The sequence below is a fragment of the Streptomyces sp. NPDC047886 genome (assembly GCF_043204435.1).
Taxonomy (GTDB): domain Bacteria; phylum Actinomycetota; class Actinomycetes; order Streptomycetales; family Streptomycetaceae; genus Streptomyces.
On sequence record NZ_JBIDCF010000007.1, the window covers coordinates 55,669 to 82,000 of the forward strand.

Here is a 26,332-nt window from a genome sequence, read left to right on the forward strand (position 1 = left end):
GAGGAAGGGGCTTCGGCCCCTTCCCGCCGTTCGGCGGCCCTGCGCAGGGGTGGCAGACCGACCGGCGCCGTTCGGCGGCCGGTTCACAGCCGGTGGCGCACCCACACATTGGGCTCCACGTACACGGCGTGGCCCTGGGACGCCTCGCAGCGCACCGGGGCCAGCGCGCCGGGGACCTCCACCGGCCCGTCCGTGTCGAACGGCAGCCCCGTCCACTCGCGCCACCGCTCCACGGAGTCGGCGATCGTCATGGAGGCGGGGGCCACCGAGTCGATGACGCCGCCCGCCCGCACGTGGACCCGCAGCCACGGGTCGTACGGCAGCCCGTCCCCCTGACGGGTGCGGAAGGCGTACTCGGCCATCGACGCGTACGGCTCCTGGGGCTTGCCGTTCGGCCGGACCGGTGCGACGACCTCGCCGAAGCCGCGTTCCCGGGCGCCGTCGCGCATCGCGGTCAGCATCCGCGACGAAAGGCCGCGCCCGAGGGCCTCCCGCGCGACGGTTATCTCGATGGCGCTGACCGTGTCGGGCTTCCGGCCCTCCCGCGCGTCGTCCATCGCCCACAGCAGCACCTGGTCCCAGCCCTTCGCCGGCAGCCTGCCGTCCCGGCCGTCGGCGGCCGACGCGAACGGCACGCTGAACGAGCGCGCCACCACGGTCCCGGTGGCGTCGACCGCGACCCGCGCGTACTCCGGGATCTCGGTGACCATCCACAGGTAGGCGATGTCCGCGACCGGGTCGTGGCGCATGAACTCCGGCCAGCGGTGCGGCATCCGCCACATGGCGTCCTCCAGGTCCGGCCGCTCGGCGAGGGTGAAGATCGTCAGCTCCATACGGGCAGGCTAGCCAGCCGGTCCGGTCCGGCCCACCCGGTTTCTCAGGGCAGGCGCTGCTCGGGACAGGTACCGAGGACACGCTTCATCGCGTCCCGTTCGGCGGCCGTGACCCACACCCCGTACTTCTTCTTCACGGCGACCTGCCGGGCCACATACGCACAGCGGTACGCCTTGGCGGGCGGCAGCCAGGTCGCGGTGTCGCCGTCGCCCTTGCGGCGGTTGGCGGGCGCGTCGACGGCGAGCAGGTTCAGCGGATCGTTGGCGAACCGGAGCCGCTTGCCGGCGTCCCACTTCCCGGCACCCTTCTGCCAGGCGTCGGAGAGGGCGACGACATGGTCTATGTCGACCTTGCCGTCGCCCCGCCGGAACGCGATGCGCCTGCCGGTGTACGGGTCGGCGGCTATGACCCCGCGCGCCACCTTGCAGCGCTTGTCGTCCTTGTACGTGATGTCGGTCGCGTCCCGCCGGAGGATGTCCTCCCGGGTGCCGCAGCCGTTTCCGTCGACGTCCGCCCACGCGCGGCCGAACTTCTCCCGCGCGTAACCGGTCCTGGGAGCACGGCCCTTGACGGCGAGGGTGTCGACGGCGGCGAGCGCCGGGCCGCCGGTGCCGTTCGCGCCGGTCCCGTCCTGGGCTCCCCCGCCCCGGCCGCCCTGGCCTTCCACGCAGCCGGACAGGGCCAGTGCGGCGGCGAGCGTCAGCGCGGCCAGGGCCCTGGGGCCGGTCGTGCGGCGGGGGGCGGTGGTCTTCGTCGAGGCGGGCACCCCGGAATCCTATGCGGGCGCCGGCGTCTTGACGGTGGTGATCCCCAGGGTGCTCTCCATCGGCAGGAGTCCGGTGCCGATCACCGCGATCCACAGGTCGCCGAGCAGCTCTGCGAGCCGGGCCGTGTCCGCGTCGCCGAGGGCCTGCCAGGGGCCGGCGGCCAGTGCGTCCGTCCGCCGCTCCACCTCGTCGCGCAGCTCCCGGCCGGCCGGGGTCGCGGTGCCGTCCGCCGTCACGAGCCCCCGCTCGGCGAGCCGCTCACGGGCCGCCGACCACGCCGGTTCGCCCCACCCCCGGCTGGCGAACCTCGCGGTGGGAGCGGCGCCGACGGCGGCGAACGACACGAGCGCCTCCACCGGGTCGAGCCCGGCGGTGAGGAGCGCGGCGATATGGCCGTCGCCCCGGTGCTCGCGCAGGATCGCCGCGGCCTGCCACAGGGTGAGGTGCGGCGCGTCGGGCCAGGGCAGGGCGGCGTTGGCGGCGGCGAGGGGCCGGCCGGCGTGGACGGCGGCCTCGGCCGCGCGCCGGGCGAGACCGGCCGCCTCGGCGATGGCGTCGGCGCGGACACCGTCGTCGCCGATGAGGCGCCGGTAGAAGCGGTCCACGCCCCGGAGCCGCGCCGCCAGGACATCGCCGGGAGCCGCGGTGTCCCAGACGGCCGGCACCAGCCCGTCGACCAGCCCGGGGCTGAAGCTGTAGAAGGCGGACGCGACCTGTTCCGGGCCGACGGGGCCGAGGGGCGCGGCCCGGAAGGCGACGTAGGAGGGCCACATCTCGTCGGTGGCGTAGCCGAGGGCCGCGGCCTCCTCCCGGGGCTCGGGCGCGTAGTAGAGCACCGAGTGCAGGGGTTCGAGCATGTGCCACATCTGTCGTACGCGTGCCGGTTCCACGGCCATGACGCCTCCTGTCACCCACCTGATCTTGTCACTGACAAGATTCTCGCGACCGACCGGACTTGTCAATGGCTAGATGAGTGCCCGCGCACCGTAGGGTGACCCCATGAGCAGTCGGCACAGCTATCACCACGGCGATCTGCGACGGGCAGTGCTCACCGCCGCCCTCGACGTGATCGCCGCCGAAGGTCCGGGCGCCGTGAGCCTGCGTGACCTGGCCCGCCGCGCGGGCGTCTCCCACGCGGCGCCCGCCCACCACTTCAAGGACCGGGCGGGCCTGCTGACCGCCATCGCGGCCGAGGGCTTCGAGCTCCTCGCGTCCGGCCTCGCGGACGCGACGGACCTGCGGGACGCGGGCGTCCGCTACGTGCGCTTCGCCACCGGCCACCCCGCCCACTTCCAGGTGATGTTCCGGCCGGACCTGCACCGGCCCGACGACCCCGCCCTCGCCGCGGCCCGGACCCGCGCCGGCGACCGGCTCAGGGAGGCGGTCGCCGGTGTCGCGGCACTGCGCGACGACGAGGAGGAGGCCCGGCTGGCGGGGGTCGCCGCCTGGTCCCTCGCGCACGGCTTCGCGACACTGCTGCTCAGCCACAACCTGACCGGGCCGGTGGGCGACCGGGACCCCGAGGAGGTCTTCCGGTCGCTCACCGGACTGCTGTTCACCCCCGCACCCGGCCCGCCGGACCCCGCGAGGCCCGATGCGCCGGACCGCGCGGGACCCGCAACGCTGGACCGCTAGGGGCCTGATGCGCCGCCCCGTGCGAGGCCCGATGCGCCGGACCGCGCGGGACCCGATACGCCGGACCTCTCGGGACCCGCAACGCTGGACCGCTAGGGGCCTGATGCGCCGCCCCGCACGAGGCCCGATGCGCCTGACCGCTCGGGGTCGGCCGCCGCGCGGGGCGACCGCCAGGCCCTCGGCGCTACGACCCCAGGATCGTCGTGAGGAACTCGCCGGTCCACGCCAGCAGTTCCCGCCCCACCACCGGCTTCCCGCCGATCTTGCCGGTCGTCGGGCGGGGCACCAGGATCTGCCGCGCCGGGGCCTTGATGACCGTGCGCGGGTAGAGCCGCTTCAGGCGCAGCTCCTGCGACTCGCGCAACTCCACCGGCGCGAAGCGGATGTTGGCGCCCTGCAACACGATCTCGCCGACCCCGCAGGCCCGCGCCAGCATCCGCAGGCCCGCCACCAGCAGCAGGTTCTCGACCGGCTCCGGCAGCTTGCCGTACCGGTCGGTGAGCTCCTCGCGTACGGCCCTGATGTCCTCCTCCGTGTTCGCGGAGGCGATCGACCGGTACGCCTGGAGACGCAGCCGCTCGCCCGGCGCGTAGTCGTGCGGGACATGCGCGTCGACCGGCAACTCGATCTTGACCTCCAGCGGCGGCTCCTCCTCCACACCGCCCTCCAGGGACGCCCGGTAGTCGGCGACCGCCTCGCCCACCATCCGTACGTACAGGTCGAAGCCGACACCCGCGATGTGGCCGGACTGCTCGCCGCCCAGCAGGTTGCCCGCGCCGCGGATCTCCAGGTCCTTCATCGCCACGTACATGCCGGCACCCATCTCGGTGTGCTGGGCGATCGTCGCGAGCCGCTCGTGCGCGGTCTCCGTGAGCGGCTTCTCCGGCGGGTACAGGAAGTACGCGTAGCCCCGCTCGCGGCTCCGGCCGACCCGGCCGCGCAGCTGGTGCAGCTGCGACAGGCCGAAGTTGTCGCCGCGCTCCACGATGAGCGTGTTGGCGTTGGAGATGTCGATGCCGGACTCCACGATCGTCGTGGAGACCAGGACGTCGTACTTCTTCTCCCAGAAGTCCACCACGACCTGCTCCAGCGTCTGCTCCGACATCTGGCCGTGCGCGGTCGCGATCCGCGCCTCGGGCACGATCTCCCGCAGCCGCGCGGCCGCCCGGTCGATGGACTCGACCCGGTTGTGGATGTAGAAGACCTGGCCCTCGCGCAGCAGTTCCCGGCGGATGGCCGCCCCGATCTGCTTCTCCTCGTACGGGCCGACGAACGTGAGGACCGGGTGCCGCTCCTCCGGCGGGGTGGTGATCGTGGACATCTCGCGGATGCCGGTCACGGCCATTTCGAGCGTACGGGGAATGGGGGTGGCCGACATCGTCAGCACGTCCACGTTGGCCCGGAGCTTCTTCAGCTGCTCCTTGTGCTCGACACCGAAGCGCTGTTCCTCGTCCACGATGACCAGGCCCAGGTCCTTGAACTTCGTCTCGGACGAGAAGAGCCGGTGCGTGCCGATGACGATGTCGACCCCGCCGTCCTTCAGCCCCTCCAGGGTGGCCTTCGCCTCGGTGTCGGTCTGGAACCGGGACAGCGCGCGGACGTTGACGGGGAACTGGCTGTACCGCTCGGAGAACGTGCCGAAGTGCTGCTGCACGAGGAGCGTCGTGGGAACGAGCACCGCGACCTGCTTGCCGTCCTGCACCGCCTTGAAGGCGGCCCTGACCGCGATCTCCGTCTTGCCGTAGCCGACGTCGCCGCAGATCAGCCGGTCCATGGGGATCGACTTCTCCATGTCCTCCTTCACCTCGGCGATGGTGGACAGCTGGTCGGGGGTCTCGGCGTACGGGAAGGCGTCCTCCAGCTCCCGCTGCCACGGGGTGTCCGGGCCGAACGCGTGGCCCGGGGCGGCCATCCGGGCGCTGTACAGCTTGATCAGGTCGGCGGCGATCTCCTTGACCGCCTTCTTCGCCCGCTGCTTGGTCTTCGTCCAGTCGGCGCCGCCCAGCCGGTGCAGCGTGGGCGCCTCGCCACCGACGTACTTGGTGACCTGCTCCAGCTGGTCGGTCGGGATGTACAGCCGGTCGCCGGGCTGGCCCCGCTTGGCCGGCGCGTACTCCACGAGCAGGTACTCGCGGGTGGCGCCCTGCACGGTGCGCTGCACCATCTCGATGTAGCGGCCCACACCGTGCTGCTCGTGCACGATGTAGTCGCCCGCCTCCAGGGTGAGCGGATCGATCGTCTTGCGGCGGCGGGTCGGCATGCGCCGGCCGTCCTTGCCGGCCGCCTTCTGGCCGGACAGGTCGGTCTCGGTGAGCACCGCCAGCTTCAGCGCCGGGTCCACGAACCCGTACTCGATCGAACCGCAGGCGACATGGACCAGGGACGGGGAGATGGCGGTGAGGTCCGCGTCGAGACGGGCCGCGATGCCCTCGCCGCCCAGCACCTCGACCGTACGGGCCGCCGGGCCGTGCGCCTCGGTGACGTAGACCGTACGCCAGCCGTCGGCGAGCCAGCCCTTGGTGTCGGCGAGGGCCCGCGCCGTGTCGCCGCGGTACGACTCGGGGGCGTGCATGCCCAGCGTGAGCGTGTCCTGCTCCAGCTCCGCGTCCGCCGCGAACGGCGAGACCGACCACCACATCATCCCCAGCTCGCGGGCCCGGTCCCGGACGTCCGCGATGCCCCACAGGGACGCCGCGCCCACGTCGATCGGGGCGTCCCCGCCGCCCGCCGTGGCCGCCCAGGACGCCTGGAGGAACTCCTGGCTGGTGGCCACCAGGTCGGCCGCCCGCGTCCGCACCCGCTCGGGGTCGCACACGACGGCCATGGAGCCCTGCGGCAGCACGTCCAGCAGCAGCTCCATGTCGTCCACCAGGACCGGCGCCAGGGACTCCATGCCCTCGACCGCGATCCCCTCGGCGATCTTGCCGAGCAGCTCGCCCAGCTCCGGGTGGGCATCGGCGAGCACGGCCGCCCGCTCCCGCACCTGCGGGGTCAGCAGCAGCTCCCGGCAGGGCGGCGCCCACAGGCCGTGCTCGGCGACCTCGAGCGACCGCTGGTCGGCGACCTTGAAGTAACGGATCTCCTCGACGTCGTCGCCCCAGAACTCCACGCGCAGCGGGTGCTCCTCGGTCGGCGGGAAGACGTCCAGGATGCCGCCGCGCACCGCGAACTCGCCGCGCTTCTCGACCAGCTCCACCCGCTGGTACGCGGCGGCCGCGAGGCCCTCCACGATCTCGTTCAGATCCGCGCTGCGACCGGTGCGCAGGCTGACGGGCTCCAGGGCGCCCAACCCCTTGACCTGCGGCTGGAGCACCGACCTGATGGGCGCGACGACCACCTGGACCGGCCCGGCCGCCGGGTCGTCGGGCGACGGGTGGGCGAGCCTGCGCAGCACCGCGATACGGCGGCCCACGGTGTCGCTGCGCGGCGACAGCCGCTCGTGCGGCAGCGTCTCCCAGGCCGGGTACTCCACCACGGCGTCCGGGTCCAGCAGCGAGCGCAGCGCCGCCGCGAGGTCCTCGGCCTCCCGGCCGGTCGCCGTCACGGCGAGTACGGGCCGCCCGGCGTCCCTGGCCAGCGCGGCCAGCGCGAAGGGCCGCGCTGCGGGCGGGCCGACGAGGTCGACATGGGCCCGGCGGCCGTCGGACGCGGCCTTCACCGCTTCGGTGAGGGCGGCATCCTTGACGACGGCGTCGAGCAGACCGTGCAGGCTCATGGACTTCCATCCGTTACGGGTCGTGAGCAGGCTCATGGGCGCGGGCAACGCGAACAGCCCGACACGTCTCACGTGCCGGGGGTCCCGGCGCGACGCCCGGGCTCCCCCAGCCTACGACGTGGGCGCGTCACTCGCCCCGGTGAACGGCACGCGCACGGCCCCGGCGGGGGTCCGCCGGGGCCGCGGGGTGCGCCCCGGCGGGGATCCGCAGAGGCCGTGGGGTCCGCCGGGGCCGCGGGGTCCGCCCCGGCGGGGATCCGCAGAGGCCGTGGGGTCCGCCGGGGCCGTGGGGTGCGCCTCCTCCGTCTGCCGCTACTCGCTGGCGATCGCGCCGAGGACGTTCATCCGGCCCGCGCGGAACGCGGGCACCAGCGCCGCCAGCAGCCCCACGAACGCCGACCCGACGAACACCGTGAGGATCGTCGTCCACGGGATGTCCAGGACGCCCAGCCCTTCCAGCGCCAGCAGCTTCTGCGCCGCCGCGCCCCAGCCCATGCCGAGCCCCAGCCCGAGCAGGGCGCCGAACAGGGCGATGACGACCGACTCCAGGCGGATCATCCGGCGCAGCTGGCGCCGCGACAGTCCGACGGCCCGCAGCAGGCCGATCTCCCTGGTCCGCTCGACCACCGACAGGGCGAGGGTGTTCACCACGCCCAGCACCGCCACGATGATCGCCAGCGCGAGCAGCCCGTACACGATGTTCAGCAACTGCCCGATCTGGTCCTTCAGGTCCTGCTTGTAGTCGGTCTGGTTCTGCACCGTGTACTGCGGGTAGCCGGCCAGCGCCTCCTTGAGGGCCGTGTACGCCTCCGCCTCCTTGCCGTCCTGGGCCTTCGCGAAGAGCGCCAGGTTCGCGGGCATCCGGTCCGCGGGCAGGTAGCGCCCGGCGGTCGTGAGGCTGGTGTACATCGCGCCCTGGCCGCTGCTCGTGTCGTCGGAGACGATCGCGGCGACCGTCAGCCTCGCGGTCCGCCCGCCCGCGAACGCCACCGTCAGCGCGTCGCCGACCCGCACGCCGTGCTTCCCAGCGTACTCGTCGCCGACCGACATCGCGTCCTTGCCGTACGCGGCGGACAGGTCGCCCGCGACGGTCTCGCGGCGCAGGTCCGTGGCGTACGTGGGATCGGCGGCGATGACGCCTAGCCGCTCCGTCGCCCCGTCCGGGGCGGTGACGGTGACGTCCACGGCCGTGAACTCGGTGATGTGCTCAAGGCCCGGCACCTGCTCCAGCGCCGCCTGCGCCTGCGGCACGATCGGCTGACGGGTCGGGGACTGGACGATGAAGTCCGCGCCGACCGACCGGTCGAGCTCCTCGGTGGCGGAGGCCACCATGGACGAGCCGACCACCGACAGACACGCCACCAGCGCGAGCCCGATCATGAGGGCGGCGCCCGTCGCTCCCGTACGGCGCGGGTTGCGCAGCGCGTTGCGCTCCGCCATCCGCCCCACCGGGCCGAAGACCCGCAGCACCAGGGCGCTGATCACCCGCACGACCCCGCCGACCAGCAGCGGGCCGACCACCACGAACCCGATCAGGGTGAGGACGACGCCGGCACCGAGGAACAGCGAGCCAGGGGCCGCCTCGTCCGCCCGGGCGGCCGCCCACAGCGCGGCCGCGCCGACGGCCGTCAGCAGCAGGCCGACCGCACCGCGCACGCGACCGGCCCTGCCGTCGGCGGGGGTCCCCGCGTCACGCAGCGCGGCCATCGGCGACACCTGGCCGGCCCGGCGTGCGGGGATGTACGCGGCGAACACGGTGACGGCGACTCCGAGGAGCAGACCGACAGCGGGGGTCGTCCACTTCACCGTCAGGTCCTGCGTGGACAGCTCCATGCCCATGGACGACATGAGTTCCATGAGCCCGATCGCCAGGCCGACGCCCGCGGCCACGCCGAGCACCGAGCCGACGACGCCCAGCAGCAGCGCCTCGACCAGCACGGACCGGTTGACCTGACCGCGGCTCGATCCGATGGCACGCATCAGGCCGATCTCCCGGGTCCGCTGGGCGACGAGCATCGAGAAGGTGTTGACGATGAGGAAGATGCCGACGAGGAAGGCGATCCCGGCGAAGCCGAGCATCGCGTACTTCATCACGTCGAGGATCTCGGCGACGTCCTCACGCCCCGCGTCGGCGGCCTCGGCCTGCGTCCGCAGCGTGTACGGTCCGGCCGCCTGGCCCTTCCCGGCCTCCCCGGCGGTTTCGGCCTGCCCGGCCTTTCCGGTCCGCCCGGCCGCCTGGCCCTGCCCGGCCGCCTGACCGAGCTCCTGGGAGATGTCCCGCTTCAGCCGCTCGTGCTCCACGCCCGGCGCCGCGGTGACGATGACATCGGTGAACAGCTCGTCGGAGCCGAGCAGTCCACGCTGCGCGGTGGCCGTGTCGTAGTAGAAGACCGCCGCGCCCGGGTTGGTGACCTTGAAGGTGGCGATGCCGGAGATCCTCGTCGTGAAGTCACCGGTGACGGAGATCGTCCGCAGGGTGTCACCGACCTTCAGACCGTGCTTCTCCACGGTGTCGGCGTCGACCATCACGTCGGTCGGGCCGCGCGGCTCGTGCCCGGAGGTGACCTCCATGGAACGCAGGTCGTTGCGCGTCCAGTTGACCGCGATGGTCGGAGCCCCGCCGGTGGGGCCGAGGTTCTTGTTCCGCGCGTCGACGACGGTCACCGTCGTCGACGCGACGACGCCCTCGGCGTCGCTCACGCCCGGTACGGCCCTCACCCGCTCCAGCAGCGACGCGGGCAGCGTCTCGGGCCGGCCCGTCGCGGGCGTCTCGTCGCCGGTCTCCGCGGCGGCGGGGCTCACGGTGACGTCGGCGGCCGAGACCGCGAAGAGCTTGTCGAACGTCGTGTTCATGGTGTCGGTGAACACCAGGGTGCCGCTGACGAACGCCACCGACAGCAGCACCGCCACGGCGGACAGCGCCATACGGCCCTTGTGCGCGAGGAAGTTGCGCAGGGAGGTCTTCAGGACGGTCATGACGTACGCCCCCGCGAGTCGAACGCCTTCATACGGTCGAGGACGGCGTCGGCGGTGGGCCGCAGCATCTCGTCCACGATCCTCCCGTCGGCGAGGTAGAGGACCCGGTCCGCGTAGGAGGCGGCCACCGGGTCATGGGTGACCATCACGATGGTCTGGCCCAGCTCGTCCACCGACGTGCGCAGGAAGCCCAGCACCTCGGCACCGGCCCGGGAGTCGAGGTTGCCGGTCGGCTCGTCGCCGAAGACGATCTCGGGCCGTGCCGCGAGCGCCCGCGCCACCGCCACCCGCTGCTGCTGGCCGCCGGAGAGCTGGGCGGGGCGGTGCCGCAGCCGGTCGGCCAGACCGACGGTCTCCACGACCTGGCGCAGCCACGCCGGGTCCGGTGTGCGGCCGGCGATGTCCATCGGCAGCGTGATGTTCTCCAGCGCGTCCAGCGTCGGCAGCAGGTTGAACGCCTGGAAGATGAAGCCGATCCGGTCGCGGCGCAGCCGGGTCAGCTTCTTGTCGTCGAGCCGGGTGATCTCGGTGGCGCCGAGGTGGATCTCACCGCTCGTCACCGTGTCGAGTCCGGCGAGGCAGTGCATCAGCGTGGACTTGCCGGAGCCCGACGGGCCCATGATCGCGGTGAACCGCCCCCGGGCGATGTCCACATCGACATGGTCCAGCGCGACGACACGGGTCTCCCCCACGCCGTAGGCCTTGACGATCTGCCGCGCTCGGGCGGCGACGGCGGCCCGCCCTCCGGTACCCCCGTCCTGGGGAATGGTCACAGCGGTGGTCACGGTACGTCTCCTCGGTCGGAAAACTGGCGCGAAGTGGGGGGGTACGGGCCGCTCAAGGGCCTTGACATCACGCTAGGGACCGCACCCCTGCGCCTCGTCCTCCGCGGGGACGACCCCACCCCGGTCGGACCCAAGGACTTTCCCCTAGGGGGCGTCCGGCTGGTGGATCCCGTGGGTCGCGTGGATCCCGTGGGTCCGTGGATCCCGTAGGTCGCGTGGGTCCCCCCGGCTCCCCGGATCCCTCGTACTCCCTGTACTCCCGGACACCTCGGTGAGAAGGTGTCCTCCGCATATACGTGCAGGGGGAAAGGATTCGGCGATGGTCGCCCAAGGGGGCGGGTGAGGCCAAGGGCACGGGCGAGGCCGAGGGCGACGCGGGCAGCGGCGCGGACGAGGCCGAGCCGCCGGGCGCGGGCGCGGACAGGGCGGGCGGCGCGGGTGACCGAGCGGCGGCCGGACGGCGCTCGGCCGCCGGAACCGCGCGTGACGACCAGGGCACGCACCCTGGGGTCCCGGCCCGTCCGGGGCCGACGCGTACCGGGCCGACGGGCCCCGAGGCGGCGCGGACCGAGGCGGCGCGTCACCAGACGGCGCGGCGGGGGCGGGTCGTCGCCGCGCTGATGCTCGGCATGGGGCTGGCCGCGCTCGACGGGACCATCGTGGCGACCGCCGTACCCCAGATCGTCGGCGACCTCGGCGGGTTCTCCGTCTTCTCCTGGCTGTTCTCCGGCTATCTGCTCGCGGTCACGGTCACGCTCCCCGTGTACGGCAAGCTCTCCGACACCTTCGGCCGCAAGCCCGTCCTGATCGCCGGCATCGTGCTGTTCCTCATCGGTTCCGTGCTGTGCGCGGCCGCCTGGAACATGGCGTCCCTCATCGCCTTCCGGGTCGTCCAGGGCCTCGGCGGCGGCGCGCTCCAGGGCACGGTGCAGACCATCGCGGCCGACCTGTACCCACTGAAGGAGCGCCCCAGGATCCAGGCCCGGCTGTCGACGGTGTGGGCGACGTCGGCGGTGGCGGGCCCCGCGATCGGCGGCCTGCTCGCCGCGTACGCGGACTGGCGCTGGATCTTCCTCATCAACCTCCCCGTCGGCGGGCTCGCCCTCTGGCTGGTCGTCCGGCACCTGGTCGAACCGGGGCGCGACCGCACGGCCGCGACCCGGCCACGGCCCCGGCCCCGCGTGGACTGGCCCGGGGCCGTACTGGTCTTCGCGGCCTGCACCCTGCTCCTGACCGCGCTCGTGCAGGGCGGTGTGGCCTGGCCGTGGCTGTCCTGGCCGTCGCTGGCCCTGTTCGGCGGCAGCGCGGTGCTCACCGCCGTGACCGTGGCCGTGGAACGGCGGGCCGCCGACCCGATCGTGCCGGGCTGGGTATGGCGGCGCCGCCCCATCGCGGCGGTCAACCTGGCGCTGGGCGCGCTGGGTCTGCTGATGGTCGCGCCGACGGTGTTCCTGCCGACGTACGCGCAGTCCGTGCTCGGCCTGGGGCCGACGGCCGCCGGGTTCGTGCTGTCGGTGATGATCCTGAGCTGGCCGGTGAGCGCCGCGCTCTCCCACCACGTGTACCGGCGCATCGGCTTCCGGCTGACCGCGATCACCGGGATCGGCCTCGCCCTGCTGGTGCTCCTGGCGTTCCCGCTGCTGCCGTACCCCGGCGCGGCCTGGCAGCCCGCCGTGCTGATGCTGCTCCTGGGCGCGGCGCTCGGCCTGTTCCAACTGCCGCTGATCGTGGGCGTCCAGTCGACGGTGGGCTGGGCCGAACGCGGCACGACGACAGCGTCGGTGCTGTTCTGCCGCCAGGTCGGGCAGAGCGTCGGCGCGGCCCTGTTCGGGGCGGTCGCGAACGGGGTGCTCACGTCCCGGCTCGGCGCCTCAGGCGGCGACCTCGACGCGGTGGCCCGCGCCCTGGACGCGCCCGCGTCCCTGACGGCGGGCGCGGCGGACGAGCTGCGGCGCGCGGTGGCCGCGGCCGTCGACCACGTCTACCTCGGCGCGGCGGCAGCGGCGGCCCTCGCCCTGCTGGTCCTCGTCGTGGTGGCGCCGCGCCGCTTCCCGGTCCGTACGGACGACGAGCCCTGACCGTACGGATCGGATCACGGGGCGGAGTCCGCACGCCGGTTCGCCCGGTGGTTCGCACGCCGGTTCACCCGGCGGTTCGCTCGGCGGTTCGCTCGGCGGTTCGCTCGGCGACGTTGTCGATCATGCGCCGCAGCACCTTGACCACGGTCGCGTAGTCGGCGTCGTCGATGCCGTCGTGAATGCGTGCCCGCACGGCCGGCACCCGGGCCTTGACCCGGGCGTGGGCCGTCCGGCCCGCGTCGGCGAGCCACAGCCGCCGGTCCGCGTCCCGGGTGACCAGTCCCCGGGCGACCAGATCGGCGGCGTCCGCCTCCAGGTCGTCCTCCGGCCGCAGGTACGTCCGCATCCGGTCGGCCAACTCGCCCGTCGTCAGGCCCTGTCCGTCGGGCGACAGATCGTCCGGGGAGAGCTGCCGCAGCACCCAGTACTGCGGCTGCGTCAGCCCGAGCCGCCCCATCTCCCGGCGTATGTAGCCGACGATCTCGCGCTGGGCCGCACCGGTCCAGTAGCCGACCGGCTCCGCCGCGAGCGCGGCGTCACCGCTCTTCCCGTCCATGTCGTCACTCCCTGCCTCGGGGTTCCTCCGGCACACACCACCCTCGGCCCTCACGTCAGGTTGAGGTCAAGTCGCACCGCGACCTGTGACGCGCCGTAATCCAGCCACCTTTGGCGACCGCACGCCACTCCGTCCTACGATCACGTGACGATCGGATGACAGACAGTCACACGGACGACGCGAAGCCGGGGGGCGACGACCATTGGCGCGCCGAACATGACAGACACGGATCCGGATCTGAGGCGGTTCAACGCCATCGCCGCGCGGCAGCGCGGCAATCCCGCCTTCGCCGAGCAGTTCGCCACGGGGCTCGGCGCGCAGGCCACACTGGCCTTCTGGCGCGACCTCGCCGACCCGGGCGCCGGCTTCGACCCGCGCGGCGGGCGCGCCCGGCTCCTCGCGGCCGTGCAGGAGAACCTGAGCCTCACCCTCGCCACCGCCACGCACGGCACGTCGCCCGCCGTCCGCGCGTGGAAGGACGACCTCCTCGCGGCGGGCTGCACCCGCGTCGGCGGTGACGGCCCGTACGGGTACCAGGTCATCAGCAGCCTGCTCACCCGGGGCCGTTGGGACACCGGGTTCCTCACCTCGTACGGGGAGCGGCTCATCGGGTTCGAGCGTGCCGGCCCCCGGCACGGCGACCCCGGGCACGGCGACCCTCTGCACGGCGGCCCCCAGGCGCTGTGGCTGTGCGGCGATCCTCCTCGCCTCACCTATCCGCCGGGCTGCCCCGTCTCCGACAACGACCCGGTCAACGGCTTCCTGGAGGCCCTCGGCCACAACCCGGAGGCGTCCCTGACGTTCTTCGACCGGTTCGGCACGTGGGAGTACCTCGTCGGCGACGGCACCGGCCCCCTCGACACCGCCGCCCGCGTCTGGCCCGTCGACCGGGACGGCAGGACCACGGGATACGCCCGCCTCGGCCACGCCCTGGAGTCGGCGGCGCTCGGTCACCCGTACGACGCCGAGACCCCGGGCGTACCGGCGCCGCCGAGCGCCGCGCGGACGGCGCTGAGACACCGGATCGCGCACCGCTACCGCACCACCGACCTGATCGACCGTCAGGAAGGCATCCGCGACAGCCTCGCCAGAGTGGCGGCGGCGCCCACCGCCCCCGACGCCACCGGGAGCTGACCGTGGAACGACGAGCGCGCCCCCGCCCGCACGGACAGTGCCGTACGGACGGGGGCGCGGCGCCGACGGGTCAGAGCAACCCGTCCCACATCTGCTCCAGCAGCACCGACCACCAGCTCTCCGGCGACGACAGCGCCGCCGGGTCCAGCATCGCCAACTGCGCCTGGAAGTCGACCGTCCAGCGACCCGCCTGCTCCGGCGTCAGCCCGAACCGCAGCCGCCACATCCGGCCCAGCAGCGCCAGGCACCGGGTGAACTCCGGCAGCCCGCTGTTCACGAACTGGGGCGCCACCGGCTGGCCCCCGGGCCCCGCCTCCACCGGGACGGCGACGATGTGCGCCGTCCCGTACTGGACGCAGATCGCCCGCCCGAAGTCGGAGCCGACCACCAGGTAGGAACCCGCGTCGGAGGCCGGCTGCACCTGCCGCTGAGCGGCGAGTTCGGCGAGCGTCGGCACGACCGGCTGCGCGGGCTGCGCCCAGAAGAACGGGCCGAAGTCCGCCGGCAGCCCCGCCCACACCAGGGTGCGCGCCACCATCTCCGGCACGCCCTGACGGGACACCGCCCGCTGGTCGAACCGGCAGATGCCCGGCCCGAACGCCCCCGCCAGCTCCTGCGCGATGCCCTCCGGCGGGATCGGCGGCGCCGGCTGGACCGGCGGCAGCGGAGCCCGCACCGGGGCCGGCCGCGCCGGACCGTCCGCGACCTGGTGCAACTCACCCTGGTGGGCGATCAGTTGCCGCATGCCCTGCTGACGGCTCGCATGGTCGCGCCCGTACGGGGCGATCGACGTGATCCGCGCCTGGGGCCAGGTCTCCCGGATCATCCGGGCGCAGTAGCCGCCGGGCAGCTCACAGCTCTCCAGCTCGGTGTGCAGCTCCAGCACCTGCTGCGGCGGCACGTTCATGGCCCGCAGCTCGTGCAGGATCTGCCACTCCGGGTGCGGCGTACCGGGTGCCGAACGGCGGATGATCTGGGCCTCGGAGCCATCGGGCGCGCGATAGCGCAGCACCGCCTGGTAGCCGGGGCCGACGGTCGGCGGACCGGCCGGTGAATGCTGCTGCGGATACCCGTACGCGGGCGGCGGCCCCTGCGGGACGGGCGCCACGGGCCCGGCCGGCGCCGGTCCCGGCGGACCGGGAGGCGCGGGCGGACCGGCGGGCCCGCCAGGACCGGGATGCGCCAGCATCGTCGCCGCGTGATGCACACCCCCACCGGGAGTCCCGGGCGCACCAGGCGCACCGGGAGCCGCAGGCGCACCGGGGACACCGGGAGCACCGGGCGGCCCCGGAGGCGCGGGCGGACCACCCGGACCGGGATGCGCCAGCATCGTCGCGGCCTGATGCGCACCGCCACCGGGCGGCGGCGTCGAACCGGGCGGCGGCGGAGGGCCGGGCGGGGTGCCCGTCGGAGTGCCGAGCGGGGTGCCCGGCGCCCCGGGAGGGCCGGGCGGCGGCGGAGCGCCGGGACCGCCCTGGCCCGGATGCGCCAGCATCGTCGCGGCCTGGTGGACACTCCCACCGGGCGGCGTCGCACCCGGCGGGGGCGTCGAACCCGGCGGGGGGGTCGAACCCGGCGGCACCGGAGCGGCCGGCGGCGTCGGGCCGTCGGGGCCCAGCTGCGGCACCAGCTGCGTCGGCACGTAACCCCCCGCGGGCGCACCGGGAGCACCCGGGCCCGACGGCGGCGGCGTACCGGGCGCGGCGGGGCGCGCCCCGGGCGTACCCGGCGCACCGGGCGGCGGCGGAGTCGTCGAGACCCCGCCCCGCGTACCGCCCCGCGCCGCGCGCGGCGGCAGCGCGGCCTTGCTGGTCGCCGCGTCCGCGATGTCGGCGGCGCGCACCGCGTCCGGGTCGAGGGCGGGCGCGACAGCCGTACGCGGAAGCTGGCTGCCGCCGTGCATGAGCGCCGTCGGCGCGTCCGCCGCGACCGACGGCGGCGGCGTGTCGTCGTCGTCCGCGCCCGAAAGCGGCGGCGCGAACACCGTGGCGGGCAACGGCACCGAACCGTCGTCGCCGTCCGTACGCGTGGTGGCCTCGTCCCACGACGTCACCGGTGTCGCCGGCGCGGGAACCACGTCGGCGGCACCGGGCTCATCGACCGAGACGCCCCCGGACCCGGACCCGAACCCGGAACCAGCCCCGAAATCTGCCCCGGACCCGGACCCGGATTCAGCCCCGGAAGCGAACCCGGAACCAGCCCCGGAAGCGGGCCCGGAATCCGACCCTGAATCCGGCACGGGGCCGGACACCGGCGCGTCCGCGACCGCCGGCACCGGCACGTCCGCCGACGACTCGGCGCTCGGCCCCTGCGGCCCGTCGTCCCCCGCCCGGCGATCCGGGATACCCATCCGGTCGGCCGCGTCCTGCAGCCACTCCGGCGGAGTCAGCAGAAAAGACGTCTGATTCAGGTCGATCCGCTCCGGCACGGGCGCCGCGGCCTGCGCCACCTCCGGCGTCCCGTACTCCTCCTCGTACCGGCGGATCACCTCGCCCACCGGCAGCCCCGGCCACAGCGTGGCCTCCCCGCTGTCCCGCGCGATCACCAGCCGCTGGCGCCCACCATCCGACACAGGACCCGCCGCACGGTCCTCCGCCCACACCACGAACCCCAGGTCGAACTCCCGCACCCGCACCTCACGGTGCTGATACGCGGGCACATCGCCGTTCACCCACTCTTCCGCGCGCTCCTGCGCCTGCGCGAACGTCACCACAGCCAGCTCACTCCCCCACCGGAACGGCGCGCGCGAAGCCACCGTCCACCATCAGGTTCGCCACCGTCTCCAACTCCGGCGGACTGCCCGCCAACCGCTGAAGGAACTCGTCGAAATCCGCACCACAGGGCAGCAACAGCCGCTCCACCCGGTCCTGAACCGTCCAGCCGTCCTGATCACGGACATCGTCGTACGCGCAGAACCACACGGAACCGGTCCCCGCGCCCCGCACCTTCACCGCGAGCAGACCGCCCTGGACGAAGGCGACACCCAGATAATCCTTCGTGAGGTGGTCCCGCAGACACTTGTTCACGTACACGAGGTCGTTGACCGCGGCCTCGTCGCGCACCGTGAAGAACGGCTGGTCCACCAGCAGCCCCAGCTCCGCGTCGAGCGCCACCCCCACCGGCGCGCAACCGCCCGCCGCCTTCAGGAACGACCGGTACGCACCCGGGAGCCGGTACCCCAGGTCCTCCTCCACGCCCTGCAGCTGCGCCTCCGACACCGACACCGAGCCCTTCGGCAGCCCGAAATGCGCCGGCCGGGTCTCCTGCAACGGCCGCGTACCCCGCTTGTCCCGGTCCACCGGAGCCGTCGCCAGCCCACCGTGATGCCGCAGCAGCGCCTTCACCTCGACCGGAACCAACTGCATCCGGCGCGTACCCGCCACGTGGTGCCACGTCCAGCCGTGCGGCGTCGCCACGGCGGGAACCGTGTCCCACAGCTCATGGCCCCGCGCCTTCAGCGCGGCGTTCGCGGACACGTAGTCCGTCAACCGCAGCTCATCCACACCGAACCCGTCCGGAGGATCGGCGATCTCCGCGGCGGCACGCGCGTACACCGAGAAGTCCGGGTAACCCCCGGCGTCCACCCGCACCCCTCTCGGGTGCCGGGCAGCCCGGACGGGATCCGGGAAATGCACGACCTGCCCGGCGTAGGCCGCGTTCGGTGGCGCGGCACTGTGCTGCCCGAGCCGACCTGTCGTCATGGCGGATGCCCCCTGCTGCTGCTGGCTGGTTCCGCACAGCCTATGCGGTGGGGCAACACCGCGAACCCGGCCTCCGCTTCGGTGACCAACCGTCACACCGGGGTGACCCACCGACGACCGGATGACACGCCAGAGGGGCGTTTCGCGCCCCAGCTTTCCCATCACCTCACCCATTTGGCACTCTGTCCAGGCAACTCGGGGGATTGCACAGAGGGGACGACACGCACCATGCACACAGCACAACCAGGCACAACGACCTCAACGGGTGATCCACGCCTCACCTGGAGCAGCACCACCCCCCATCGTGCCCCCGTGCTGCGCCACCGCCGCGACGGCATCCTCCCCACCGTGGGAGCAGCACTCTCCGTACGCGGCGAGACGCTCACCTGTACCGCCGGCCGGGGCAACCGGCCACCCACCCTCCACCCCCTCGTACAGGACTTCCTCGACACCCTCACCAGCGGACAGCGCGAACGCTTCACCGGCCGCTGCGCCGAAGCGATCCTCCTCTCCCGCCACCTCACCGCCACCGAGGACAGCCGCTCCAAGCGAGCCCGCCGCAAACCCCTCACCGCCGGCGAAGCCCGCCGCTCCCTCAAGCACGCCAAACTCACCGCCCGGCGCATCCGCGAGGACGGCGACCCGCTCCACGGCAGTTACGCCGCACCCTGCCGCTCCTGCGCGGCGCTCCTCGCCCACTTCGGCGTACGCCCCGTCGACCCCACCGCCCAGAACGGCTGACCGCACCCCCATGCCCGACCTGAACACCACCCGCTTCCCCGTCGCCGTCGACGCCGCCCTGCGGGAAGCCGGCTGGCAGCCCGGCCGCTGGGACATCAAGCAGGCCGAGCACTGGGCCGACACCCTCCGCGCCCACGTCTCCCCCGCGGGGCACCGGCACAGCGTCTTCCCCGCCGCCGTCGAAGCCTGGGCCGAATTCGGCGGGCTGCGCGTCACCACCCCGGGCCCCGGCCGACAGATCGCCCCCGGCCCCCTCCACCTCGACCCGCTCGCCGGCCTCCACCTCGCCCGCACCCTCGCCGACCTCGGCCGCGCCCTGGAAACCGAGATGGCGCCCCTCGGCGAGGAGGCCGACAACCAGGCCGTCCTCGCCATCGACACCGAAGGCCGCGTCTACAGCCTCGACCACACCGGCGACTGGTACCTCGGCCCCGACATCGACCACGCGCTCACCACCCTGATCAGCGGCAGCCAGCCCACCCGCCTCACCAACCCGTAACAGCCCCCACCTACCCGGGCCGGAAGCCACGCGCGCCGGGGCCACCGCTCGCGCCGAAGCCGCACACACCGGCGGCCACCGCGCACCGGGGGCCACGCGCGCCGGGAGCTACCGCGTCACCGGCAGAACCGCCGACACCCGGAAGCCGCCCTCGTCCGTCGGCCCCGACACGAACACACCGCCCAGCGCCGTCACCCGCTCCCGCATCCCCACCAGACCATTGCCCCCGCTGGGCAGCCCCGCGTCCGCCACCGCACCGTCCGACGGCCCGTTCTCCACCTGCATCGCCACCTCGTCCCCCCGGTGCGCCAGCCGGACCACGACCTTGGCGCCCGCCGCGTGCTTGTGCACGTTCGTCAACGCCTCCTGCACCACCCGGTACGCCGTCTGCTCCACCTCCGGCGCGTACCCCCGCGACTCCCCCATCACCAGCAGCTCCACCACCGTCCCCGCCTGCCGCGACTGCTCCACCAGCGGCTCCACGTCCCCCAGCCCCGGCCCGTCCCCGGCCGCCGCCTCCGCCGCGGCAGCCGCGGCCCGCCCCACAGCCGCCAACGGCACCGGCTCCGCGGCGGGAGCCCCGGCCGACCCCGAAGCCACCGCCGACACCGAAGCCGCCGCCGACACCGCGACCGGCGCCGCAGCCCCGTCCGACCGCAGAACCCCCAGCATCTCCCGCAGCTCCGTCAACGCCTGCCGCCCCATGTCCCCCACCAGCGCCGCGTTCTTCACCGCCTTCTGCGGATCCTTCAACGCCACCGCCTGCAACGCCGCCGCGTGCACCACCATCAGACTCACCCGGTGCGCCACCACGTCGTGCATCTCGCGCGCGATCCGCGTCCGCTCCTCCGTACGCGCCATCTGCGCCCGCTGCTCCGCCCGATCGGCCAGCAGCGACAGCTCCTGCTCCAGACTGTCCGCCCGCTCCCGCAGGCTCTCCATCAACCGGCGTCTCGCCCCTATGTACAGCCCGAACAGCACCGGCGGCGCGTTCAGACCCAGCGACATGAAGACCGACACCAGCGGCACGTACCACGAGCCCGGATCGAAATCCGCCGCGGCGACGTCCTGCCGCACCCGCACGAACGTGACGATCAACACCGCCACCAGCGACATCCCCGCCAACGCCGCGATGATCCGCCGGGGCACCTCGGACGCGGCGAGCGTGTACAGCCCGACGACCGCCATCAGGTACCCCATCTCGGCGGGCGTGATCGCCACCGAGACCAGCACCACCACGATCGGCCACCGCCGCCGCACCACCAGCACGGCGCCCGCGACGAACCCGAACACCACGCCCAACGGCACCGGCAGCGCGGCGCTCTCCGCGAACCCGACGCCCTCGCCCGCGCACTCCAGCGCCGAGAACACCCCGAGCACCACGTCCAGCACGGCACTCCGCCGCCTACCCCACCACCACCAGCCCCGGGCACCCGTGCCCGCGACGTCCTGGTGCGCCCCCGTTGTGGTCATGCCTCCCACCCTAAGGGCGACCCCCACCCCGCCTCCTCCGAGTTCCACGGCAGGGATCGCGTCTCCGGCGAGCCCCGCCGGAGCGCACCGGCGACACCGGCGGAGCCCACCGGCGGCACCGGCGGAGCCCACAGACGGCGCATGATCATCCGTGGGGCCGGGGGGCCGATCCGTACCGTCGCACGGAGGGCGCCCCGTACGGCATAGTGGTGGCTGCGTCCGCGGCCGATCACAAGAATCGGACAATGCGGCCATCCCGGGTCGTCTAAGGGCAAGACGTCAGATTTTGGTTCTGATCATGGGGGTTCGAGTCCTCCCCCGGGAGCGGCGCCCCATCGGGTCCTGACCTCCACCGGTCGGGACCCGCCCTCATTTCTCGCTCCTGGCCCACCGGTATCCTGCGGGTGTCCACCACCCGAAGCCGAAGGGCACTCCCGTGAGCACCGCTCGAACAGGGGATACCCCACTCTCCGCCGTCGTCGTCCTCGCTGCGGGTGAGGGCACCCGCATGAAGTCGAAGACCCCCAAGGTCCTGCACGAGATCTGCGGGCGTTCGCTCGTCGGACACGTCGTCTCCGCCGCCCGCGAGCTCGACCCCGCGCATCTGTGCGTCGTCGTCGGGCACGCCCGCGAGCTGGTGACCGCGCACCTCGACGCGTACTACGCCGGCACCCGCACCGCCGTGCAGCACGAGCAGAACGGCACCGGGCACGCCGTGCGGATGGCCCTGGAGGAACTCGGGCCCGACGCGCTGGCCGGGACCGTGGTCGTCGTGTGCGGCGACACCCCGCTGCTGTCCGGCGGGACGCTGGAGGCGCTCGCGGCGACGCACGCGGCCGACGGCAACGCGGTGACCGTGCTGACCGCCGAGGTCCCGGACGCGACCGGGTACGGGCGGATCGTGCGGGACGCGGCGACCGGCGCGGTGACGGCGATCGTGGAGCACAAGGACGCCACCGACGAGCAGCGGGCCATCGGCGAGATCAACTCCGGTGTGTTCGCGTTCGACGGGCGGCTGCTCGCGGACGCGCTGGGCAAGGTGCGCACGGACAACAGCCAGGGTGAGGAGTACCTCACGGACGTGCTGGGGATCCTGCGCGAGGCCGGGCACCGGGTGGGGGCCTCGCTGGCCGGGGACCACCGGGAGATCCTGGGCATCAACAACCGGGTGCAGCTGGCGGAGGCCCGCCGGCTGCTGAACCTGCGGCTGCTGGAGCGGGCGATGGCGGCCGGTGTCACGGTGGTGGATCCCGCGTCCACGCAGATCGACGTGGCGGTGACGTTCGAGCGGGACGCCGTCGTGCATCCCGGTACGCAGCTGCTCGGCGCCACGCATCTCGCGGAGGACGCCGAGGTGGGCCCGAACACGCGGCTGAAGGACACGACGGTCGGCCGGGGCGCCCGCGTGGACAACACGGTCGCGGACTCGGCCGAGGTCGGCGACGGCGCTTCGGTGGGTCCGTTCGCCTATCTGCGTCCGGGAACGCGTCTGGGCGCCAAGGGCAAGATCGGTACGTACGTCGAGACGAAGAACGCGACGATCGGCGAGGGGACGAAGGTTCCGCATCTGTCGTACGTGGGCGACGCGACGATCGGCGCGTACTCGAACATCGGCGCGGCGAGCGTGTTCGTGAACTACGACGGCGAGAAGAAGCACCACACGACGATCGGGTCCCACTGCCGGACCGGCGCGGACAACATGCTTGTGGCTCCTGTCACTGTCGGGGACGGCGCGTACACCGCGGCGGGCTCCGTGATCACCAAGGACGTGCCTCCGGGTTCACTTGCCGTGGCCCGTGGTCAGCAGCGGAATATCGAGGGCTGGGTGGCCCGCAAGAGGCCGGGGAGCGCGGCCGCGCAGGCGGCCGCCGAGGCTTCCGGGCAGACGGAGTCCCAGGGCTGACCGAAAACAGGTACGCGCGAATTCGGCGTACCGTGATACGTGCACACAAATTCGGCTGGCTCGCGGCGAGGGACTCGCGGCCAGGGAACACGTCTGAGGAGACAGTGCTGTGACCGGGATCAAGACGACCGGCGAGAAGAAGCTGATGCTCTTCTCCGGCCGCGCCCACCCCGAGCTGGCCGAGGAGGTCGCACATCAGCTGGGTGTCGGCCTGGTGCCGACGAAGGCGTTCGATTTCGCCAACGGTGAGATCTACGTCCGGTTCCAGGAGTCGGCGCGTGGTGCGGACTGCTTCGTGATGCAGAGCCACACGGCTCCCATCAACAAGTGGATCATGGAGCAGCTGATCATGATCGATGCTCTGAAGCGTGCTTCGGCCGCGAGCATCACCGTGATCATCCCGTCGTACGGGTACGCCCGTCAGGACAAGAAGCACAAGGGCCGTGAGCCGATCTCGGCCCGTCTGGTCGCGGACCTGCTGAAGTGCGCGGGCGCGGACCGGATCCTCACGGTGGACCTGCACACGGACCAGATCCAGGGCTTCTTCGACGGTCCGGTGGACCACCTGACCGCGCTGCCGGTCCTCGCGGACTACGTGGGCGCGAAGGTGGACCGGACGAAGCTGACGGTGGTGTCCCCGGACGCCGGTCGTGTGCGGGTCGCGGACCGCTGGTGCGACCGGCTGGACGCGCCGCTGGCGATCGTGCACAAGCGGCGCGACAAGGACGTGGCGAACCAGGTGACCGTCCACGAGGTCGTGGGTGAGGTCGCGGGCCGCGTCTGCGTCCTGGTCGACGACATGATCGACACCGGTGGCACGATCTGCGCCGCGGCGGACGCGCTGTTCGCGCACGGCGCGGAGGACGTCATCGTGACGGCGACGCACGGCATCCTGTCGGGTCCCGCGGCGGACCGGCTGAAGAACTCGAAGGTGAGCGAGTTCGTTCTGACGAACACGCTGCCGACCCCGGGTGAGCTGGAGCTGGACAAGATCACGGTGCTGTCGATCGCGCCGACGATCGCGCGTGCGGTGCGTGAGGTGTTCGAGGACGGTTCGGTGACGAGCCTCTTCGAGGAGCAGGGGTAAGGCCGGGCGAGGTTCCCGGTGGAAGGGCCGTCCCGCAGGAGCGGGGCGGCCCTTCCCGCTGTGCGCGGCCGACCGGCCGGCCGGCCCTGGCGGATAGCCCGTTGTTGATCGAATTGGGTGGCCAGCGGGGTGCCGAGTAGACTGGTGAGGTTGCTCGGCGAGGGAGGCCGTACGTCATGCGTACGGCGGTCCGTTATCGACGCGCTCTTCGTAGCAGGCCAAGTCCAGTCGTGGCCGAGTGACCACGACCGATTTCCGTCTGACACATACGAGGAGTGCACATGTCCGAGGTGAAGCTCACCGCCGAGACCCGCACCGAGTTCGGTAAGGGCGCCGCGCGTCGCATCCGCCGCGAGAACAAGGTTCCGGGCGTTCTGTACGGTCACGGCACCGAGCCGGTTCACGTCGCGCTGCCGGGCCACGACCTGATGATGGCGCTCAAGACGTCGAACGTGCTGATCGCGCTGACGGTGGACGGCAAGACCGAGCTGGCGATCCCGAAGGCCGTGCAGCGCGACCCGCTGAAGGGCTTCCTGGAGCACGTCGACCTGCTGCTCGTGAAGCGTGGCGAGAAGGTCAACGTCGAGATCCCCGTGCACGCCGAGGGCGAGCTCGCCGCGGGTGGCAACCTGCTCGAGCACGTGCTGAACGCGCTGCCGGTCGAGGCCGAGGCCACCCACATCCCCGAGGCGCTGACGGTGTCCGTGCAGGGCCTGGAGGCCGGTGCCTCCGTCCTGGCGAAGGACATCGCGCTGCCGAACGGTGTCTCCCTGGCCGTCGACGGCGAGACCGTCGTCCTGCAGGTTCTGGCCGCGCAGGCGGAGGAGCCGGCCGGTGAGGGCGCCGAGGGCGGAGAGGCCGCCGAGGCCTGAGCCGTCCGCTCCGCTTGATGTGTGACGGGGTGGTGGGCCCCTGGTGGGCCCGCCGCCCCGTTTCCCTGTCCGGGTTCCCGGGGCTTTCCCTGTCCGGGTTCCCGGGGCTTTCCCTGTCCGGGTTCCCGGGGCTCCCAGTTCGGTTCCCTGGGTTCCCAGTTCGGGGTTCCCTGTCACCCGTTCCGTGTTCCGTACGTGAGGAGAATGACGCACATGACGACGGACGCCGGCGTCCCCTGGCTGATCGTGGGTCTGGGCAATCCCGGACCGGAGTACGCCGCGAACCGGCACAACGTCGGGTTCATGGTGGCCGACCTCCTGGCGCGGCGGACGGGCGGCACGTTCAAGCGGGCCCAGAAGGCGCAGGCGCAGGTGGTGGAGGGCCGGATCGGTCCGCCGGGGCCCGGGAGCCGCCGGGTGATCCTGGCGAAGCCGATGTCGTACATGAACCTGTCGGGCGGTCCCGTCACCGCGCTGCGGGACTTCTACAAGGTGCCGACGGAGCGGATCGTGGCCGTCCACGACGAGTTGGACATCGATTACGGGACGCTGCGGCTGAAGCTGGGCGGCGGCGACAACGGGCACAACGGGCTGAAGTCGATGACGAAGGCCATGGGCGCGGAGTACCACCGGGTGCGGTTCGGGATCGGGCGGCCGCCGGGGCGGATGCAGGTGGCCGATTTCGTGCTGAAGGACTTCTCGTCGGCCGAGCGCAAGGAGCTCGACTACTTCGTGGACCGTGCGGCGGACGCCGTGGAGTGCCTGGTCACGGAGGGTCTGGAGCGGGCGCAGTCGGCGTACAACTCGTGATCACGGATTGTCGCTGACGGATCGAGATTGACCGGGGCCGGTCGTATCGCGCAGGATCGCGCCCCATGAAGCGGACCTCTGTTCTCCCTGTCGCCCGCAACGCCGCCATGGCGCTGGTCGCCCTGCTGCTGGTCGTCGCGGGCGTCTGGGCGTCCTGGGGCAGTGCCCAGCACGTCCTGCTGTCGAAGGGGCGCGAGCACGGCGTCCTGACCGTCACGGGGTGTGGCGACGAGGTGTGCACGGGCCGGTTCGACCCGGAGGGCGCGCCGGGGCCGCGTACGGACATGCGGATCGCGCGTTCGGTGGCCGTGGAGAAGGGCGGCCGGTACGCGGTGGTGGTGAAACCGGACAGCAGGGACCTGGTCCGTACGGGGTGGGCCGGGGGTCTGCACGCGTGGCTGCCGCTGGGTGGCGCGCTGCTCCTGGCGTCCCTGGTGGTCGGCGGCGGGCTGCGGTTGACCCGGGTGGCGTGGGTGTCTGGTGCGGCGGGTGGCGCGCTCCTGCTGGGGGCGTTCCTGGCGTTGTGAGGGCGCGGTCGACGCCGGCGGGACGCGGGCCAGCAGGCGGGCGGGCTACGGGCCGGGGCGGCGGACCGTGACGGTTTTGAGACAGTCGCCGTACAACCTATTGAGATGTAGCGGAATCGTTATACGGAACGATTCGGGCAAGGATCGCGTACCGGTACGGATGCGCCTTATGTGCCTTGACTGGCCCTCGGGACCACAGGAAGCTGAGCCGCCCCCCACGGCCCCAGTCACCTCTCACG

20 protein-coding genes and 1 tRNA gene are annotated in these 26,332 nt (G+C 73.0%); 11 read left to right on the plus strand and 10 right to left on the minus strand.

The window, feature by feature from the left end:
• Positions 1-83 precede the first annotated feature (83 nt).
• From ACGF5U_RS23120 to ACGF5U_RS23130, 3 genes are read right to left on the minus strand one after another with little or no spacing between them, the layout of a single operon-like run.
• Positions 84-833 (minus strand): N-acetyltransferase, encoded by a 750-nt coding sequence (locus tag ACGF5U_RS23120; protein WP_392715040.1) that lies wholly within the window; start codon positions 831-833, stop codon positions 84-86.
• 44 nt (positions 834-877) lie between these two features.
• A complete protein-coding gene (locus tag ACGF5U_RS23125; protein WP_392715041.1) occupies positions 878-1,600 on the minus strand; it encodes an HNH endonuclease family protein in 723 nt (240 codons plus the stop codon).
• A gap of 9 nt (positions 1,601-1,609) precedes the next feature.
• Complete coding sequence (locus ACGF5U_RS23130) at positions 1,610-2,497, minus strand: hypothetical protein (RefSeq protein ID WP_392715042.1); 888 nt, start codon at positions 2,495-2,497, stop codon at positions 1,610-1,612.
• A 103-nt stretch (positions 2,498-2,600) separates the two neighbouring features.
• Here ACGF5U_RS23130 and ACGF5U_RS23135 point away from each other — a divergent pair, with 103 nt between their 5' ends.
• Entirely contained in the window at positions 2,601-3,236 is a 636-nt protein-coding gene (locus tag ACGF5U_RS23135) for a TetR/AcrR family transcriptional regulator (protein ID WP_392715043.1), read from the plus strand.
• Positions 3,237-3,420: 184 nt separating this feature from the next.
• Here ACGF5U_RS23135 and mfd read toward each other — a convergent pair whose 3' ends face one another.
• From mfd to ACGF5U_RS23150, 3 genes are all read right to left on the minus strand, one after another.
• Positions 3,421-6,951, minus strand: a complete 3,531-nt coding sequence (gene mfd, locus ACGF5U_RS23140; RefSeq protein ID WP_392715044.1) for a transcription-repair coupling factor — start codon at positions 6,949-6,951, stop codon at positions 3,421-3,423.
• Positions 6,952-7,263: 312 nt separating this feature from the next.
• On the minus strand, positions 7,264-9,927 hold the full coding sequence (locus tag ACGF5U_RS23145; RefSeq protein WP_392715045.1) for an ABC transporter permease: 2,664 nt from the start codon (positions 9,925-9,927) through the stop codon (positions 7,264-7,266).
• On the minus strand, positions 9,924-10,712 hold the full coding sequence (locus ACGF5U_RS23150) for an ABC transporter ATP-binding protein (RefSeq protein WP_392715046.1): 789 nt from the start codon (positions 10,710-10,712) through the stop codon (positions 9,924-9,926). Before ACGF5U_RS23150 ends, ACGF5U_RS23145 begins: the two co-directional genes overlap by 4 nt.
• 620 nt (positions 10,713-11,332) lie before the next feature.
• Here ACGF5U_RS23150 and ACGF5U_RS23155 point away from each other — a divergent pair.
• On the plus strand, positions 11,333-12,790 hold the full coding sequence (locus ACGF5U_RS23155; RefSeq protein WP_392715239.1) for an MFS transporter: 1,458 nt from the start codon (positions 11,333-11,335) through the stop codon (positions 12,788-12,790).
• Positions 12,791-12,854: 64 nt separating this feature from the next.
• On the opposite strand, the gene ACGF5U_RS23160 is transcribed toward ACGF5U_RS23155, so the two are convergent.
• Complete coding sequence (locus ACGF5U_RS23160; protein WP_392715047.1) at positions 12,855-13,346, minus strand: MarR family winged helix-turn-helix transcriptional regulator; 492 nt, start codon at positions 13,344-13,346, stop codon at positions 12,855-12,857.
• A 216-nt stretch (positions 13,347-13,562) separates the two neighbouring features.
• Here ACGF5U_RS23160 and ACGF5U_RS23165 point away from each other — a divergent pair, with 216 nt between their 5' ends.
• Positions 13,563-14,480 carry a hypothetical protein gene (locus ACGF5U_RS23165; protein ID WP_392715048.1) on the plus strand — a complete coding sequence of 306 codons (918 nt, stop codon included), beginning with the start codon at positions 13,563-13,565 and terminating at the stop codon, positions 14,478-14,480.
• A 70-nt stretch (positions 14,481-14,550) separates the two neighbouring features.
• Here ACGF5U_RS23165 and ACGF5U_RS23170 read toward each other — a convergent pair whose 3' ends face one another.
• Complete coding sequence (locus tag ACGF5U_RS23170; RefSeq protein ID WP_392715049.1) at positions 14,551-17,193, minus strand: SUKH-4 family immunity protein; 2,643 nt, start codon at positions 17,191-17,193, stop codon at positions 14,551-14,553.
• Positions 17,194-17,200: 7 nt separating this feature from the next.
• Positions 17,201-18,181, minus strand: coding sequence for an SMI1/KNR4 family protein (locus ACGF5U_RS23175; protein WP_392715050.1), 981 nt, complete (start codon positions 18,179-18,181; stop codon positions 17,201-17,203).
• Positions 18,182-18,409: 228 nt separating this feature from the next.
• On the opposite strand from ACGF5U_RS23175, the gene ACGF5U_RS23180 reads away from it, so the two are divergent.
• Positions 18,410-18,922, plus strand: coding sequence for a YwqJ-related putative deaminase (locus tag ACGF5U_RS23180; RefSeq protein ID WP_392715051.1), 513 nt, complete (start codon positions 18,410-18,412; stop codon positions 18,920-18,922).
• A gap of 10 nt (positions 18,923-18,932) precedes the next feature.
• Entirely contained in the window at positions 18,933-19,421 is a 489-nt protein-coding gene (locus ACGF5U_RS23185; RefSeq protein WP_392715052.1) for an SUKH-3 domain-containing protein, read from the plus strand.
• 108 nt (positions 19,422-19,529) lie between these two features.
• Here the strand turns inward: ACGF5U_RS23185 and ACGF5U_RS23190 are convergent, their stop codons facing one another.
• Entirely contained in the window at positions 19,530-20,894 is a 1,365-nt protein-coding gene (locus ACGF5U_RS23190) for a sensor histidine kinase (RefSeq protein WP_392715053.1), read from the minus strand.
• A 254-nt stretch (positions 20,895-21,148) separates the two neighbouring features.
• Here ACGF5U_RS23190 and ACGF5U_RS23195 point away from each other — a divergent pair.
• The 6 genes from ACGF5U_RS23195 to ACGF5U_RS23220 all read left to right on the plus strand — a co-directional run bounded on the left by ACGF5U_RS23195 (position 21,149) and on the right by ACGF5U_RS23220 (position 26,093).
• Positions 21,149-21,219 (plus strand) — tRNA-Gln (locus ACGF5U_RS23195).
• Positions 21,220-21,330: 111 nt separating this feature from the next.
• On the plus strand, positions 21,331-22,797 hold the full coding sequence (glmU, locus tag ACGF5U_RS23200; protein WP_392715054.1) for a bifunctional UDP-N-acetylglucosamine diphosphorylase/glucosamine-1-phosphate N-acetyltransferase GlmU: 1,467 nt from the start codon (positions 21,331-21,333) through the stop codon (positions 22,795-22,797).
• A gap of 109 nt (positions 22,798-22,906) precedes the next feature.
• Positions 22,907-23,884, plus strand: coding sequence for a ribose-phosphate diphosphokinase (locus tag ACGF5U_RS23205; RefSeq protein WP_392715055.1), 978 nt, complete (start codon positions 22,907-22,909; stop codon positions 23,882-23,884).
• A gap of 281 nt (positions 23,885-24,165) precedes the next feature.
• Positions 24,166-24,756: a 50S ribosomal protein L25/general stress protein Ctc gene (locus ACGF5U_RS23210; RefSeq protein ID WP_392715056.1), complete on the plus strand. Its 591-nt coding sequence runs from the start codon at positions 24,166-24,168 to the stop codon at positions 24,754-24,756.
• Positions 24,757-24,969: 213 nt separating this feature from the next.
• Positions 24,970-25,566: an aminoacyl-tRNA hydrolase gene (gene pth, locus ACGF5U_RS23215; RefSeq protein WP_392715057.1), complete on the plus strand. Its 597-nt coding sequence runs from the start codon at positions 24,970-24,972 to the stop codon at positions 25,564-25,566.
• A 65-nt stretch (positions 25,567-25,631) separates the two neighbouring features.
• Positions 25,632-26,093, plus strand: a complete 462-nt coding sequence (locus tag ACGF5U_RS23220) for a hypothetical protein (protein ID WP_392715058.1) — start codon at positions 25,632-25,634, stop codon at positions 26,091-26,093.
• Positions 26,094-26,332 lie beyond the last annotated feature (239 nt).

Coding starts and splice junctions, on each gene's coding strand:
- ACGF5U_RS23120 (WP_392715040.1), bottom strand. CDS start 833: ATGGAGCTGACGATCTTCACCCTCGCCGAGCGGCCGGACCTGGAGGAC.
- ACGF5U_RS23130 (WP_392715042.1), bottom strand. CDS start 2,497: ATGGCCGTGGAACCGGCACGCGTACGACAGATGTGGCACATGCTCGAA.
- ACGF5U_RS23135 (WP_392715043.1), top strand. CDS start 2,601: ATGAGCAGTCGGCACAGCTATCACCACGGCGATCTGCGACGGGCAGTG.
- mfd (WP_392715044.1), bottom strand. CDS start 6,951: ATGAGCCTGCACGGTCTGCTCGACGCCGTCGTCAAGGATGCCGCCCTC.
- ACGF5U_RS23145 (WP_392715045.1), bottom strand. CDS start 9,927: ATGACCGTCCTGAAGACCTCCCTGCGCAACTTCCTCGCGCACAAGGGC.
- ACGF5U_RS23155 (WP_392715239.1), top strand. CDS start 11,333: ATGCTCGGCATGGGGCTGGCCGCGCTCGACGGGACCATCGTGGCGACC.
- ACGF5U_RS23160 (WP_392715047.1), bottom strand. CDS start 13,346: ATGGACGGGAAGAGCGGTGACGCCGCGCTCGCGGCGGAGCCGGTCGGC.
- ACGF5U_RS23165 (WP_392715048.1), top strand. CDS start 13,563: ATGACAGACACGGATCCGGATCTGAGGCGGTTCAACGCCATCGCCGCG.
- ACGF5U_RS23175 (WP_392715050.1), bottom strand. CDS start 18,181: ATGACGACAGGTCGGCTCGGGCAGCACAGTGCCGCGCCACCGAACGCG.
- ACGF5U_RS23180 (WP_392715051.1), top strand. CDS start 18,410: ATGCACACAGCACAACCAGGCACAACGACCTCAACGGGTGATCCACGC.
- ACGF5U_RS23185 (WP_392715052.1), top strand. CDS start 18,933: ATGCCCGACCTGAACACCACCCGCTTCCCCGTCGCCGTCGACGCCGCC.
- ACGF5U_RS23190 (WP_392715053.1), bottom strand. CDS start 20,894: ATGACCACAACGGGGGCGCACCAGGACGTCGCGGGCACGGGTGCCCGG.
- ACGF5U_RS23210 (WP_392715056.1), top strand. CDS start 24,166: ATGTCCGAGGTGAAGCTCACCGCCGAGACCCGCACCGAGTTCGGTAAG.
- pth (WP_392715057.1), top strand. CDS start 24,970: ATGACGACGGACGCCGGCGTCCCCTGGCTGATCGTGGGTCTGGGCAAT.
- ACGF5U_RS23220 (WP_392715058.1), top strand. CDS start 25,632: ATGAAGCGGACCTCTGTTCTCCCTGTCGCCCGCAACGCCGCCATGGCG.